Source organism: Xanthomonas arboricola pv. juglandis, assembly GCF_001013475.1.
GTDB classification, from domain to species: Bacteria; Pseudomonadota; Gammaproteobacteria; order Xanthomonadales; family Xanthomonadaceae; genus Xanthomonas; species Xanthomonas arboricola.
In genome coordinates this window covers 1,032,223-1,046,685 of record NZ_JZEF01000002.1, presented here as the reverse complement: position 1 = coordinate 1,046,685, position 14,463 = coordinate 1,032,223, and the positions used below count along the sequence as shown (strand labels likewise).

13 protein-coding genes are annotated in these 14,463 nt (G+C 67.6%); all 13 read right to left on the bottom strand.

Annotated elements, in window-relative coordinates:
• Positions 1-133: 133 nt before the first annotated feature.
• The 13 genes from XARJCFBP2528_RS09840 to XARJCFBP2528_RS09780 all read right to left on the bottom strand — a co-directional run bounded on the left by XARJCFBP2528_RS09840 (position 134) and on the right by XARJCFBP2528_RS09780 (position 14,382).
• Entirely contained in the window at positions 134-2,842 is a 2,709-nt protein-coding gene (locus tag XARJCFBP2528_RS09840) for a TonB-dependent receptor (RefSeq protein WP_047124624.1), read from the bottom strand.
• Between the two features lie 724 nt (positions 2,843-3,566).
• Complete coding sequence (gene gspN / locus XARJCFBP2528_RS09835; RefSeq protein ID WP_374057772.1) at positions 3,567-4,250, bottom strand: type II secretion system protein N; 684 nt, start codon at positions 4,248-4,250, stop codon at positions 3,567-3,569.
• A gap of 32 nt (positions 4,251-4,282) precedes the next feature.
• The gene (gspM, locus tag XARJCFBP2528_RS09830) at positions 4,283-4,759 is read right to left on the bottom strand and encodes a type II secretion system protein GspM (RefSeq protein ID WP_026063993.1); all 477 of its coding nucleotides are present in this window, start codon (positions 4,757-4,759) and stop codon (positions 4,283-4,285) included.
• Complete coding sequence (gspL, locus tag XARJCFBP2528_RS09825; protein WP_016900873.1) at positions 4,756-5,844, bottom strand: type II secretion system protein GspL; 1,089 nt, start codon at positions 5,842-5,844, stop codon at positions 4,756-4,758. The genes gspM and gspL overlap by 4 nt, the downstream gene beginning before the upstream one ends.
• Positions 5,841-6,833: a type II secretion system minor pseudopilin GspK gene (gene gspK, locus XARJCFBP2528_RS09820; RefSeq protein WP_047124623.1), complete on the bottom strand. Its 993-nt coding sequence runs from the start codon at positions 6,831-6,833 to the stop codon at positions 5,841-5,843. Before gspK ends, gspL begins: the two co-directional genes overlap by 4 nt.
• A complete protein-coding gene (gspJ, locus tag XARJCFBP2528_RS09815) occupies positions 6,830-7,453 on the bottom strand; it encodes a type II secretion system minor pseudopilin GspJ (protein WP_047124622.1) in 624 nt (207 codons plus the stop codon). The genes gspK and gspJ overlap by 4 nt, the downstream gene beginning before the upstream one ends.
• Complete coding sequence (gene gspI / locus XARJCFBP2528_RS09810) at positions 7,450-7,830, bottom strand: type II secretion system minor pseudopilin GspI (RefSeq protein ID WP_047124621.1); 381 nt, start codon at positions 7,828-7,830, stop codon at positions 7,450-7,452. The genes gspJ and gspI overlap by 4 nt, the downstream gene beginning before the upstream one ends.
• On the bottom strand, positions 7,814-8,296 hold the full coding sequence (locus XARJCFBP2528_RS09805; protein WP_047124620.1) for a GspH/FimT family pseudopilin: 483 nt from the start codon (positions 8,294-8,296) through the stop codon (positions 7,814-7,816). The genes gspI and XARJCFBP2528_RS09805 overlap by 17 nt, the downstream gene beginning before the upstream one ends.
• Before the next feature lie 27 nt (positions 8,297-8,323).
• A complete protein-coding gene (gene gspG / locus XARJCFBP2528_RS09800; protein ID WP_047124619.1) occupies positions 8,324-8,788 on the bottom strand; it encodes a type II secretion system major pseudopilin GspG in 465 nt (154 codons plus the stop codon).
• A gap of 28 nt (positions 8,789-8,816) precedes the next feature.
• The gene (gene gspF, locus XARJCFBP2528_RS09795) at positions 8,817-10,013 is read right to left on the bottom strand and encodes a type II secretion system inner membrane protein GspF (RefSeq protein ID WP_047124699.1); all 1,197 of its coding nucleotides are present in this window, start codon (positions 10,011-10,013) and stop codon (positions 8,817-8,819) included.
• Positions 10,000-11,487 carry a type II secretion system ATPase GspE gene (gene gspE, locus XARJCFBP2528_RS09790; protein ID WP_047124618.1) on the bottom strand — a complete coding sequence of 496 codons (1,488 nt, stop codon included), beginning with the start codon at positions 11,485-11,487 and terminating at the stop codon, positions 10,000-10,002. The genes gspF and gspE overlap by 14 nt, the downstream gene beginning before the upstream one ends.
• Before the next feature lie 4 nt (positions 11,488-11,491).
• On the bottom strand, positions 11,492-13,573 hold the full coding sequence (gspD, locus tag XARJCFBP2528_RS09785; protein WP_047124617.1) for a type II secretion system secretin GspD: 2,082 nt from the start codon (positions 13,571-13,573) through the stop codon (positions 11,492-11,494).
• Positions 13,570-14,382 (bottom strand): type II secretion system protein N, encoded by an 813-nt coding sequence (locus XARJCFBP2528_RS09780; protein ID WP_026063988.1) that lies wholly within the window; start codon positions 14,380-14,382, stop codon positions 13,570-13,572. Before XARJCFBP2528_RS09780 ends, gspD begins: the two co-directional genes overlap by 4 nt.
• Positions 14,383-14,463 lie beyond the last annotated feature (81 nt).

Below are 14,463 nucleotides of genomic sequence, written 5' to 3'. Positions count from 1 at the left end.
CTCCGTGACGCGCGCGGCGCAGCCACGCGTGCGGCCACTGCATGGCGCGCGTCCATCACACCTGCGGCATTGCCGGCACTGCTGGCTGCCGCACGCAGCGGTGCATGCCGGCGCAGCGCTCTCTGGCCCGGCATCACAGCATGTCCCACTGCATCGACAGGTAGTAGCTGCGGCCGGTGACGCCGGTCATCTGCCAACGGCTGGCGATGTCCTTGTAGGCCTCCTCGGTGCGGTTGGTGAGATTCAGGCCACCGAGCTGGAAACTCAGCCTGTCGTTGACCTGGTAGCCGAGCACCGCATCCAGCTGGGTGCGCGCCTTCATGGTGTGGCCTTCGCGCGCGAAGAAGCTGTCGCTGCTGTCCTGTTCGTACTCGCTGCGATGGTTGAGCGAAACGCGCGCCGAATAATGCGCACTCTCCCAGTACGCGGTGGCGTTCCAGGTCTGCTCGGACAGGTTGCGGATCTGGAAATCGGTATCGCGCTGCGGAATCACCCGGGTGAAGTTGGTGGTCACCCCGAAGCCGTCGATCGGCAGCCAGGCATCCAGCGATTGCGTCCAGCCTAGTTCGTAACCGCGGATTTTGACCTTGCTCGGGTCGTTGGTGGTGGCGGTGATCTCGTAGATATCGCCGCCGCTGTCCACGCAGTCGCCGGCCGCGTTGCTGGACAGCGCAGTGCCGTTGAAGGCGGCCGGGCAGACGATGCTGTTGAAGGTGCCGTTCTTGATGTTCTTCCAGAAGCCGGCCACGGTCAGCGCGCCGCCGTTGCCGTAGTACCACTCCAGGCTCAGGTCGGCCTGGTCGGCGGTCAGTGCCTTCAGATCGGTCTGGCCCTGGGTGACGACATAGGTGGTGGTGCCGCCGGTATTGGTGCCGGTGGAGATGGTCGAGGCGATGGCGGTGTTGCTGTCCAGAATTGGACGCACCAGTACCTTGGCGGCGGCAAAGCGCAGCAGCAGGTCGTCGCGCATGTCCAGCACCAGATTCAGGCTGGGCAACCAGTTGGAATACTCGTACGGCGCACGCGCGGTGCCGATCACCACATTGGCATCGTCGCTGGCGGCCTGCGCCTGGGTCAGGTAGGTGTCGGTGGTGCGCTTGGTGTTTTCGTAGCGCAGGCCGAGGTTGCCGCGCAGACGCATGCTGCCGATGTCGGTGTCGATGCGCGCCATCGCATAGGCCGAGGAAATGTCGTTCTCGATGCTGTAGCTGCTTTGCGGTGCGAACAGCACCGGCACGCTAATGCCGGCCGCCGCCAGCGAGCGCGCGTAGGCCGCGATGTCCGGGGTGACCCAGCTGTCCTGCGAGGCCAGCTGCCCGTCGAGGAAGTTGCTGACCGTGCTGTTGGCGGCCGACAGCTCCGGGAACATGTCGAAGCCCGACACCGCACCGGTCCGGAGCAGATACAGAAAGTCGCGCCGGCGCACGTCGCGCTCGAAGGTTTCGCGGCGGTATTTGGCACCGAAGCGCACCGCGTTCAATGCACCCAGCCCCAGATACCGTTCGGCATCCAGCTGCAGCGACCACTCCTTGTTGCTGAGCGACTGGATGGAGCCGTTGGGATACTCGCTGCGCACCAGATTGCGCTTGTCCCAGGCGCTGGCATCGGTGGCGTCGGCATCGGTGGTCAGCGAGATCGCGTCGGGATTGGAGGTATCCAGCAGCGTCGCCGAGGGGATTCGGCCCAGGATCGCGGCGCGTTCGTTCTCGTCGGTCTTGCCCTGGGTGTAATTGGCCGCGCCACTGAGCGTCCAGGCATCGCCTTTCCATTTGAAGTCGTAGGTGAGCAACTGGGTGGACAGGTCGTGTTGTTCGATCTGGCGGTTGTTTTCCAGCCAGTAGTCCGATGCCGACACCTGCGTGGCGGTCAGGCCGTTGGTCTGCAGCACCGTCAACGGGCTGCGCTCGAACGAGTACACCAGCTGGTTCATGTCGTTGGCGGTCTTGTCCTGCGAATACAGCGCAGTGAGGTTCATCTCCAGCTGGTCGTTGGGCTTCCACTGCAGGCCGCCATTGAACATCTTGCGCGTGGTCTCGCGCTCGATCGAGCGATAGCGCGGGCGACGCGGGATGTACAAGGTGCCGGCGTCGGTGTCCTGCGTGTACCAGCGGTCGATCCACAGATAATCGGCGCGGTCCTTGAGCTTCTGGTAGCCGGCACTGAGGAACACGCCCAGATCGCCGCCACCGAACTTGAACTGGTCGATATAGGTCAGCACCCCCTTGGGCGTGGGCGAGCCACCGGCGAACTCCGCATATTGGGTCTTGGCCGAGAACAGCAGTTTGGTCTGTTGGTAGTCCAGCGGTTTGGTGGTGTTGATGTTGACCGTGCCGGACAGGCCACCGGCATCCATGTCCGCCGACGGCGACTTGATCACCTCGATCCCGGCAGCCACTTCCGGCTGGATGATGTCGTAGCGAAACCCGTCGGTGAAGTCGGCGCTCTTGATCACCTGGCCGTTGATGGTGGTGGCCGAATACTGCGGGCCCAGACCACGCACGCTGATGGTGGAGCCACGCCCGTTGATGGTGGAGATCTGCACGCCGGGGATGCGCTGGATCGCTTCGGCGATGTTCTCGGCAGGAAACTTGCCGATGTCCTGTGCGGAGATGCCATCGGTCATGCGCACGTCGTCGCGCTTGTTGTCCATCGCGGTGATCAGGCTCTTCTGGTAGGAGCTGGTGACCTTGACGGTATCGAGCTGGGAGATCTGCGCCGATGCCGCCGGCGGCGATTGCTGCGCCTGCGCATTGGCACCGCAGGCAAGCAGCGACAGCGCGATGGCGACGGACAGCGAGGAGGGCGAACAACAACGCAACGAGGCACGCGGGACAGGTGACATGGGAGATCCTGAGGTGGAATGGCTGGACGACGACGCGGCTGGCGTTCCGATCAATCAGCAATGACAGATCCCGGCGTTGGGCAACCCACCCACACGCGCACAGGCCACCAGTTCCGGACGTGCGGAACCGCCTGCGATCTGTTGTCTGCTAGCACCCCGTACGGCCCCCCGTGGGTGCCGATGCCGCCTCCCTCCCAGGACGGACATCGCATGCCATTGCTGATCAACGGCCCTGACTGGCAAATACCAATTCAGTGGATTTGATTCTTATGGTCTTTAAAAGATCCTGTCAACAGTCACTGCCGAAAGTGTTTGACCGGCGGCTGCGAACGCGCCTGAGCCCTGCTTTTCAAGACCTTCGACGGTGCACAAAGGATCATTCGGGTGCGCAGCGGGCATCGTTGTCACAGGACCAGTCACTGACCAATCCCCGGTAACCAGACCAATTCCGGCGGATCCGGAATGTGCACACCGCAGCGCACGCATTGCGGGCTGGATCACAGTCCATACCGCACGCTCCCGCGTATCGGAAGCAGCACTTCTGCCTTATCGAAGCAACCCAGCAACTGGCGCAATGACTACGCAGGGTCCTACGCCGACAACGTTGTCAACGGACCAATGAACTGTGCCATCGCAGTGGCCGCGATGAAGACCTCAGCCTCCGGGCATGCACGCTAATGGTGCAGACGACAGATTTCTCGCCGCGCCGCGCGTAACAGCAGTCCTAGCGCAATTGCCCCTGGTCGATGCGCAACAAGCTGCGCTCCGGGGTGGCGGCAAAGCCCAGCAACTGCAGGCCCACGCCCAACACTGCGTCCTGCCCCGGATCGATGCGTGACTGCAATTGCCAACGCCCATCGCGCCACACTTGCAGCTGTGCATCGGCCTGCACGCCGGCAGGCAACGGTGCATCGGGCAGCAGACTCAGCACGGCGCTGTCATCCACGCACCGCGGCTGCCCGGACAAGCGCAACGGCGGCAGACCGGGCAGCTCGCCCGCCCCGCTCGCCAGCAGTTGCAGGCCGACCCGCCCACCTGCCTGCACGCAGCCGGTGGCATCGAACAGCAGATCCACCTGCTGCAGCTCCACCGCCAGATCGATCAAGGCCATGCCCGCCGGCTGGCGCAACAGCAGCTGGCCCTGCGCATCGCCGATACCGTGTTGCGCGCCATCCACCAGCAGCAGTTGCAGCTGCGTGGCCTGCAGGTGCACCTGCCGCTGTCCACGCAACAGCGGCCAGATGCGCGGCCGCACCATGACATCGCCGAAGGCGATGCCCTGCCATTGCACCTGCCGCAAGGTGCCTGCCCATACCGGCCCCTCCACGTCCAGCGCCGAGAACGGCAGCCCCTCGCGTGGCAACACCAGGCGCAGGGGCAGCCATGCCAGCAGTGCAATGCCCACCATCAACAGGAAGACCAGGGTCCAACGCAGGCGCGTCACGGTGCAGGCTCCGCAAACCCGCAGCGTACCCGCAGTTGGCCCTGGTCGCGCACGATGCTCAGCTGCGTCGGCGCCAGGCCATGCGCCTGGCGCAGCCGCTCCAGCCAGCCGAACAAGCTGGCGCCGCTGACCGCATCGATCTGCACGTCCACCCCGCCCGCTGCGTTGCGCTGCTGGGCGGTGATGCCGACACCGGCATCGCGTGCGCTGCTTGCGATGAGCTCGTTCAGTGCCGCCGTACCAGGTGCAGCGGTACGCCTGCTCGCCGATGCCTGCGCAGATGCATCGAGCATCAGCTGGGCCGCAGCGGCATAGCGCGCCTGCGCCTGGGCACGCCAGTGCCGCAACGGGGAGTAGAGCGCGTACCAGGCGACGAATGCGGCCACGGCGGCGCACATCACGCCCAGCATCAGCCGCTCGCGCGGCGCACGTGCCTGCCACCACTGCATGCCGCGTTGCATAGGTGCAGTCATCGCAATGGCTCCAGCACGAACGGCGTCCGCAGGCGATCGTCCTCGCCCTGGCTGCTGCCGGGCTGCAGTTGCCACCCCTCCCCGGCCAGCCGCGTGGACAACTGTTGCAGGCTGGCGCCATCGGCGTGCAGCAGGGTGCCGCGCAGCGGCTGTGTGGCGTGATAGTCGATCTGATCCAGTTCCGCCGCCGGCATGGCATCGACCGCTGCGAACAAGTCGCCGAGCTGCATGGCCAGGCGATCGGCCGCTGCACCGGTATGCCGGCGTGCCTGCAGCGCGGCCTGCACCGCCGCCGCATCGCGCACGCCCAACTGCGCGGCGGCGCGCGATTGCAGCAGGCGCGCGCCGATTTCGTAGCGCAGTGTCTGCGCCAGCAGCAGCACCAGCGGCGACAGCAGCACCAGTGCGGCCAGCGCCGCAAGACGGCGCGTAGTGACCGTGCGCGCAGCGGCCGGCCTCGCAGCGAACGCGTGCTGCAGCAGGTTGATGGGCGCGCGCATGGCGCCTTGCGCAAGGCAGGCAATGGCGTGTGCGGTGTCCTGCGCTGGCGGCTGTGCCGGCGCGCGCTCGCCCAGCAGCATGCACGCAGCCTCCGGCTCCAGGCTGCAGGCCAGGCCTGCGCCACGGATCAGCCAGCGACCGTCCCAGTCCACCACTGCCGCCGCAGCGTCCGCGCCGGGCTCCAGCAACAGGCAATCGGGCACCACCGCATCGGGGACGACGCCCAGCTGCGCTGCGCGCGCCAACCACTGCTGCATCGTTGCGCCATCCACCGCAGCGGCCAGGCGCGTGCCATCGGCCTCGCTGCGATCGGCGATCACCACATGCAGGGCCGGCGTCTCCACAGCCAGATGTTCGGCCAGTTGCAGGCGCGCGGCCGCGACCGACTGCGCGATGCTGCGGCCGGGCAGGCTCAGCCAGCGCAGATGCACATCCACGCCCGGCACCACCAGCACGCTGCGCGCGGACGGTTCATACGGCGCGCTGGCCACACGCTGCGACAGCACCTGGCCATGCGCGTCCACACGCACGGCGATCGCCTGCGCCGTGGCATCGGCGGGCAGCAACAGCAAGGTGGTACTCATTCGTCGGAACTCCATTGGCGCGCCACCAGCCGCACGCGGCCGGCAGGATCCTGCTGCAGCAAGGCGTCCAGCACGACCTGCGCGCCGGCATGGTCGACCTGGCTGTAGAGGGAGAAATAACGGGTGCGTAATTCGATCTGTTCCAGCACTGCATTGGACAGCTCGGCCTGGATCAGCGCAGGCTGGCTCAGGAAGGTTTTGACGTCGCGCCATCCTCCGGCCGGCCGCGCGGCGATGACGCGGCGCGCGGCCGGCAATTCCAGGGCGCCTTCGGTCAGCGCCACCAGCACCGGCGCATCCTGCAGACGCAACGTATTGATGTTGACCGGCGACAGCCGCGCCTCCGGCAGTGCGCACACATGCGGCCGCAACTGCGCGATCACCTGCGGCGTGTAGCCGGCGATGGCGCGCAGCTCGCTGACGCCCGCCAGCAGGGTCGCCCCGCTGCGCAACGGCACTGCCGATTGCAGGTAGCGATCGTCTTCAGCGCCCTGCGCACCGGGCTGGCTGTCGCTGTCGATCCAGTCCACCAGCGCATCGGTCAGCGCCTGCGCCGGTTGCGGTGCGATGCCCAGCACCTCCAGCAAGGCGCGGTACTGCGCTGCGCCGTCGTCGCTGCGCTGCCATTGCTCGGGCGCACCGGCGACCACGCTGTTGAGATTGAAGCAGCCGCCGCGGTCGCGCAGCCGCACGCTCAACGCGCCGTCGTCCAGCGGGAAGGTTACCGGTTGATCGTTCCAGCCACCCTCCAGCGTGGTACGCATCGGGTCGCGCCTGGCCAGTGCCTGCAGGCGTTGCCGGGCGATGGTTTCGGTGCCCAACGCATACCACTGCGCCTGCGTCATCGCCTCGCCGTTGCCGCTGCGGCGCAGGCCAAAACGCAGATCGTCCAGCACTGCCACCATCAGCAACGTCATCACCGCCACCAGCAACAGCACCGTCAGCAGTGCGACGCCGCGTTGCCCGGCGTGTGCGTTCAAGGTCTTCATCCGCGCCCCTCCGGCAGCAGGAACAACTGGCGCACGCGGCCCCATTGCTCCAGGTCCAGCTCCAGCGAGATCGCATCCGGCAGTGCGTCGAGCCCGCCGCTCCAGCCATCGCTCCACTGCGCGCGATAATGGAACCCGACCACCGCCGAGCGCACGCCACGCAACACCACCTGCGGCGGACCGGCGACTGCACCGTCGAGTGCGGGGCGTGCACTGCGCTCCAGGCGTCCATCGACCACCCGGTATTCCACGTATTGCAGCGACGCACGCGGCGCCTGATCCGGATTGCTCCAGCCGCGTCGCACAAAACCGAACAGCGGCCCCGGCACACCGGGCGGGCTGGCGACGAACGCGGTGCGTGCAGCGCCGCCCTCGCTGTTGCGCGTGCGCCGCACTGCGGCCTGCTGCAGGTCGCTGCGCAGCAGGCCATGTGCAAGCTGGAACTCGCGAACCTGCTGCAAACGTGCACGCACCGCATCGCGCTGGTCGATGCTCTGGCGCATCACCACCACCGCGGCGACCGCCACCAGCGCGAATACCGCCAGGGCGACCAGCAGCTCGATCAAGGTAAAGCCCGCGCTGCCACGGCTGCCCGCTGCGCTGCGAGGTGTGCGGATCATTCGGCGCTCCGCAAGACGCTGAGGCTGGCGATTTCCTGCGCCTGCGCTGCGGCGCGCACCTGCACCTGGATGCGCACGATGCCGGTACTGCCGGCTGGCATCGACGTACGCCGCCAGTCCCAGCTGCGTCCGCCCAGCGTTTCCTGCCCGTTCGCCGGCGCCACTGCTGCGGCGGTGGGCGCCAGCATCGCGTCGATCGCCTGATTCTCCGCAACCACCGCAGCCAGTGCGCGCTCTTCCAGCACCACCGCGGTGCGCGTGCTTTCGCCGGACAGGTTCAGCAGGCCAACCACGGCCATGCCGAAGATCGCCAGCGCGACCATCAGTTCGAGCAGCGAAAATCCGGCGCAGGCATCGGGCTTACCGCAGGGGCGCATCGACCCGCACCACGCCGGCGGCGTCCACCACCACCTGCAGCTGCTGCTGGCCGTCGGCCAGCGCGATGCGTTGCGGCGTGGCCGCACCGGTGGGATCGAAGCGCACGCTCAACTGCGTCCCGCCCACCGGCAACTGCGTCTGCACGCCGGCAGGCCAGCGCATCGCGGCGAACGGCTTTTCATCCAGCGGCACCCAGCGTTGCTGCGCCTGGCGGCGGAACCTGTAGCCACCTGCATCCACGGTCACCTCGACCATGCGCAGGCTCAGGATGGCTTCGTCGCGTGCGTGCAGCAAGGCACTGGCCAATGCATCGGCCTGGTCGTGCAGGTCGCGCCGCGCATCGGGCAAGGTCAGCACCACCAGCGTACTGGCCAGTGCGGTGATCACCAGGACGGCGAGCAGTTCGAGCAGGGTGAAGCCGCGCGCCTGCGCCCGCGACGCGCATGCCCGTGCTCGCCTTGCCATGTCCGTTTGCGCGAGCACTGTTGCGACTCAGCGCCAGTTGCCGACATCGGCATTGTCGGCGTCGCCGCCTTCGGCACCATCGGCACCGAACGAGTAGACGTCGAAGCCACCACTGCGGCCCGGGCGGCGGTATTGATACGCATGGCCCCACGGATCTTCCGGCAGGCGGCGGATATAGCCGCCCTGGCGATAGCGCTCGGGCCGGGTCAATCCGCTCGGCGCATTGAGCAAGGCCTGCAGGCCCTGTTCGGTGCTCGGGTAGCTGAGGTTGTCCAGGCGATAGGTCTCCAGCGCCTGCTCCAGCACCGCCACGTCGGCACGCGCCTTCTCGACCATGGCGCGGTCCTGGCTGGGCATCACGTTGATCATCACCACCGTGGCCAGCAGGCCGATGATGACGATGACCACCATCAACTCGACCAGGGTGAAGCCGCGCGTTCGCGCTTGCGAGGACAGCGAGCAAGGACGTTGGCGGTGACGGATGGACTGCATGAGGATCTCCAGGGATGGGCGGCCGCGCTCAACCAAGCGCGAGGGTGTTGAATTGCAGGATGGGTAGCAGGATCGACAGCACGATCACCGCCACCACGCCGCCGAGCAGCACGATGATGGCCGGCTCCAGCAGGCTCATCGCCGCGGTGGTGAACGACGCGAACTCGCGCTCCAGATAATCGGCGGCGCGCTCCAGCATCGGCGCCAGACGCCCGCTGTTTTCGCCACTGGAGGCCATGTACAGCAGCGTCGGTGGAAACACGCCGGCGCGCTTCATCGCCGCGGCCAGGCTGCCGCCTTCGCGGATTGCCGTGACCATGCTGTCGGTGGCCAGCCGCAAGGCGCGGTTGTCGACAGTGCGCGCGGCGATCATCAGGCCTTCCATCAACGGCAACCCGCTGTTGACCATGATCGCCAGGGTGCGCGCCATGCGTGCGGCGTGCAGGTCGCGGATCAACCGGCCGAGCAAGGGCGCGCGCAGCACCGCACGGTCGGCCGCCAGGCGTAACTCCGGGCGCTTGAGCAGGCGCAGCGCTGCGATCACCGTAATGACCAGTGCCACCAGCAACGGGATGCCTGCATGCAACAGGAAGTTAGACACGCCGATCACCGCGCGCGTCAGCCATGGCAACGCGCGGCCCATCGAATCGAACTGGTCCACCACCTTGGGCACCACAAAGGTCATCAGCACGATGACCACCGCACCGGCGGTCAGGGCCAACGCCGCCGGATACACCAACGCAGACTGCAGCTTGCTGCGCACCTGCGCCTGCCGCTCCAGCAGGTCGGCCAGGCGCTCCAGCACCTGCGGCAGCGCCCCGGCACTCTCGCCCGCGGCCACCATCGCGCGGTACAGCGGCGGAAACGCCATGCCCTGGCGCGCCATCGCATCGGACAGGCGGAAGCCCTCGACCACCAGCCCGTGCGTCTGGCCGGTGACCCGGCGCACGCCGCGCCGTTCGGATTGCGTGCCGATGGTGCGCAGCGCTTCTTCCAGCGGCGCGGTTTCCACCAGCGTGGCGAGTTGCCGGGTGAACAGCACCAGATCCTTGCCACTGAAACGCGCCGGACGCACGCTGCTGGCCGCCACCGCCGCCTCCACGCGTACCGGCACCCACTGCCGCTGCTCCAGTTGCGCACGCGCAGCCTGTACCGTGTCCGCGCTGATCACGCCCTGGCGGCTGTGCCCATGCAGGTCGAGCACGGTGTAGTCAAACCGTGGCATGCGCATCGTCCTGCTGGCGGGTCACCCGCAGCGCTTCTTCCAGCGTGGTGAGTCCTTGCAGCACCGCCGCGCGCGCGGCATCGCCCAGGCGCGCTGCGCGTGCGAAAGCCGCTGCAGCCAGGGCATCCTCGTCGGCGTTGTCGCCGATCAGGCGGCGCATCGCATCGTCCACCGCGATGGCTTCGTAGATGCCCACGCGCCCGGCATAACCGCTGTGGTGGCAGGCCGCGCAACCCACGGCGCCATAGATGGTTGCATCGTCGGGCGCCTGCAACATCTGCCGCGTGTTGGCATCCAGCGGGCGCGGTGCGCGGCACAGCGTGCACAGGCGACGGACCAGGCGCTGCGCCAGAATCAGCCGCAGGCTCGACGCGAGCAGGAATGGCTCGATGCCCATGTCGCGCAGCCGCGTGACTGCGCCCACCGCATCGTTGGTGTGCACGGTGGACAGCACCAGGTGGCCGGTGAGGCTGGCCTGCACGGCGATCTGCGCGGTCTCGGTGTCGCGGATCTCGCCGATCATCACCACGTCCGGATCTTGGCGCAGGATGGCGCGCAAGCCGGCCGCGAAGGTCATGCCGACACGTGCGTTGACCTGGGTCTGGCCGACGCCGTCGATGGCGTATTCCACCGGGTCCTCCACCGTGAGGATGTTGCGCGAGCCATCGTTGAGCAGGCTCAGCGCCGCATACAGCGTGGTGGTCTTGCCCGAGCCGGTCGGCCCGGTCACCAGCACGATGCCGTTGGGCACCTGCAGGGCGCGCTGCACCGTGTGCATCACCGCCGGTGGCATGCCCAACTGGGCCAGCGACAAGGTGCCCTGCTCCTTGTCCAGGATGCGCAGCACCACCCGCTCGCTGCTGCGCGTCGGCAGCGTGGACACGCGCACGTCCAGCGCCTTGGCGCCCATCACCAGCGACACGCGGCCATCCTGCGGGATGCGTTTTTCGGCGATATCCAGCCGCGCCATCACCTTGACCCGCGACACCAGCAACGGCGCGATGCGTCCGGGCAAGGTGGCCGCCTCGCGCATCACCCCATCCACGCGCAGGCGCACGCGCAGCCGCGATTCGTAGGATTCCAGATGTACGTCCGAGGCGCCCAGGCGCGCGGCCTCGGCGATGATGCCGTTGATCAGGCGGATGATCGGCGCATCGTCCTGGCTGTCGAGCAGATCGGCGGTGGGGATGTCGTCGATCAACGAATCCAGGCTGCCGTGCAGGTCCAGCGCCTCGACCTGCACGCCCTGCTCCATGCCGGCATCGGCGTAGATCTCCGACACATGCCGGTCGAACACCGACGGCGCCAGCGTGCGCACCTGCAACGGCATGCCCAGCGCACGCCGCAGCTCGATCAGCGCCTGCACATCGCCGCCTTCGCGCAGGCCGATCTGCGCGGCGCTGTCGCTGCCCAGCAGCACCACGCCGTGGCGCTTGGCAAACGCGTAGGAAATGCTGGCACGCGCGGTGGTCATGGCATCAGCGCTGCGCGGGACGCGCGCCGGGCGCAGGCGTTGTTGTCGGTGCGGGCACGGCCGACGATGGCGCGGCCGGCAGCTGCGGCGGCTGCGCGCGCAGGTAGTCGCGCACCAACGCATCGAGCGCGGCTTCCGGGTCGCCATCGGCCAACTGGCGATCGCGCAGATAGGTGTAGCGCGGCGCGGTCATGCGCTGCGCATCGGCCGCGTCGCGGATGATGGTCGGGCGGATGAACACCATCAGATTGGTCTTGTCGCGGTTGCGCGACTTGTGCCGGAACAGCGCGCCCAGCCCGGGCACATCGCCCAGCAGCGGCACCTTCTCCACGGTCTGCCGGTCGTTCTGGTCGAGCAGGCCGCCGAGCGCGACGATGGCGCCGTTTTCCACCACCACGCGGGTTTCGATCTGGCGCTTGTTGAACACCAGCTCCGACGACTGCGCGCTGACCGGCCCGGCAATCGCCGAGACTTCCTGCTTGATCGCCAGGGTGATGCCGCCGGCGGTATTGATCTGCGGGCGCACTTCCAGCTCTACGCCCACGTCCTGGCGCTGGATGGTGCGGAACGGGTTGTCGTTGGCCGCGCCCAGCACTTCGCCGGTGGTGATCGGCACTTCCTGCCCGACCAGGATGCGCGCCTGCTCGTTGTCCAGGGTCATGATCGACGGGGTCGACAACAGATTGGAGCCGGTGTCGCTCTTGACCGCATCGATGATCATGCCGAACACCGCATCGTTGCTTTGCCCGGCCAGCCCGATCAGGCCGCCGCTCAGGCCCAGCAGCGATTGCGCGGCCACATTGCGCGCCTGTTCCAGCACCGAATCGTCTTCGCCGTTGTTGCTGCGCGTGCCGGCCGCCGCTGCGGCCAATGGCACGATGCCCGGCGAGGCGCCGCTGTACTGCGTGGCGATCAACGGCACCGTGCCATTGCGCCCGGCCAATAGCAGCTGCACACCCAGACGCTTGGCGGCGGTGTCGGAGATCTCCACCACGATCGCTTCGACCAGCACCTGCTCGCGATGCACGTCCAGCTGACGGATCACATCCATCAAGGCACGCTGGGTTTCCGGGTCGGCATTGATGATCAAGGCGTTGGAGCCGGGATAGCGCACGATCACCGGGCGCTTGCCGGCGGCCGGTGTGATCACCTGCGTCTGTGGAGCGCCCGCAGCAGCGGCGGCCACATCCACCGCGTTGGAGCGCGTGTCCTGCCCGGGCTGTGCCTCGTTACCCGGCGTCTGCCCGACCAGCTGCTGCAACACCGGCAGCAACTGCTCGGCGCTGGCGTGCTGCAGCCGCACCACGCTGACATCGCCGCGACGTTCGGCGCGCCCGTCCAGATCCACCGCGGTGCGTACTACCCGCTGCACCAATGCAGGGTCGCCGCGCACGATCAGCGAATTGCTGCTTTCCACCGGCAACACCGACAGCACGTTGCTGCGCTCTCCCCCCTGCCCGAACAGCGAGGTCAGCGTGCGCGCCAGTTCCTGCGCGGAGCTATTGCGCAAGCTCACCGTGTCGATCGCCGCGCGGTCGGTGTCGATCTGCGCAACCAGCCCGCGCACCCGGCGCAGGTTATCGGCGTAGTCGGCAATCAACAGGCTGTTGCCCTGCGGCATCGCCATGATCACGCCGCCGCGCCCGATCAAGGGCTTGAGGATCTCCGCGGCGCTGCGCGCATCCACGCGTTGCAGGGTGAACACCTGCGTGGCGAATCCCAGGTTGCCGTTGGTGGCGCTGGCGGGCTGCTGTGCAGCGGTATCGTCGGGAATGATGCGGTAGGTCGACGGCCCGCTGGACACCGCGATCAAGCCATTGGCACGCAAGACCGCCAGCAGCATGCCGAGCAGATCCTGTTCCGACATCGCCTGCGCACGCGCCACGTTGACCGTGCCCTGCACGCGCGTGTCCACGATGAAGGTGATGCCGGTGGCGCGCGACACATCCTGGATAAAGGCGCGCAGGTCCACATCCTGCAGGCGCACGGCCGGCGCATCGGCGGCATGCAGCGACAGCATCGGCACCGCCGGCAGGGCGAGCAACAACGTGGCCGAAAGCAGCCATCTGGGGCGGGCAGCAGTCATTGCGGGCGCTTCAAGGTCATGGTGTGGGTCTGGCCGTCGCGGCGGTAGGTCAGCGTGGCCGCCTGGCCATCGCGCAGTTCGTCCTGCAGCTCGCGCAGGTGTTCGGCATCGAGCGTGCGGCCATTGAGTTGGGTGAGCACATCGCCCGGCGCCAGGCCGGCCTGGCGCAGCAGTGCACCATCGCCGCGCGGCATCACGGTGAAGCCACTGCCGTCTTCGCTTGCACGCAGGCCGGCGGTGGTGAGCAGTTGTTGCGGGTCGACGGCCGCCGCCGTGGCCGTGCCAGCCGCAATGCCGACATTCGACGTCACCGCAGGTGCGCCGCCCGCTGCTGCGGGCGCGGCCGTTGCCGGCGATGTAGCTGCCGCAGACGCGCTGGATTCCACCAAGGCCAGACGTCGCACGCTGCTACCGGTACGCAGCAGCACGTGATCGCTCGCGATCGCCTGCACCGTCACGCCAGGCACCACGCCATCGCCCATGCGATACGCCCCCTGCCTGCCGTCGCCGCTGCTCAGGAACGCAGCCGCTTGCGCGCCGCCCGCGCGTACGCCATGCAACACGATGCCGTCGCTATTCGCCTCCGCAACGCTGCGATAGAACACATCGCGGCGCAGTGCCGGCAATTCCGCCTGTGCAGGCGTGGTGACCTGGGTGGTGCCCAACGGCCCGATCGGGGCGATCACCACCCACACCACGCGCGCGCACTGCAACGCGAGCAAGGCCAGCAGCACGCAGGCCAGTGCGCTGCGGCCGCGCGCCGACATCAGGGGTTTCAAGGAGGGCAAAGCGCGCTGCAAAGCGGACATCCGTCTCAGGATTGCGGTCGGATGACAGAATGCGGCAGCAATGTGTCAGTTCGAAGAAAGTGATGACACAAGCCGACACAC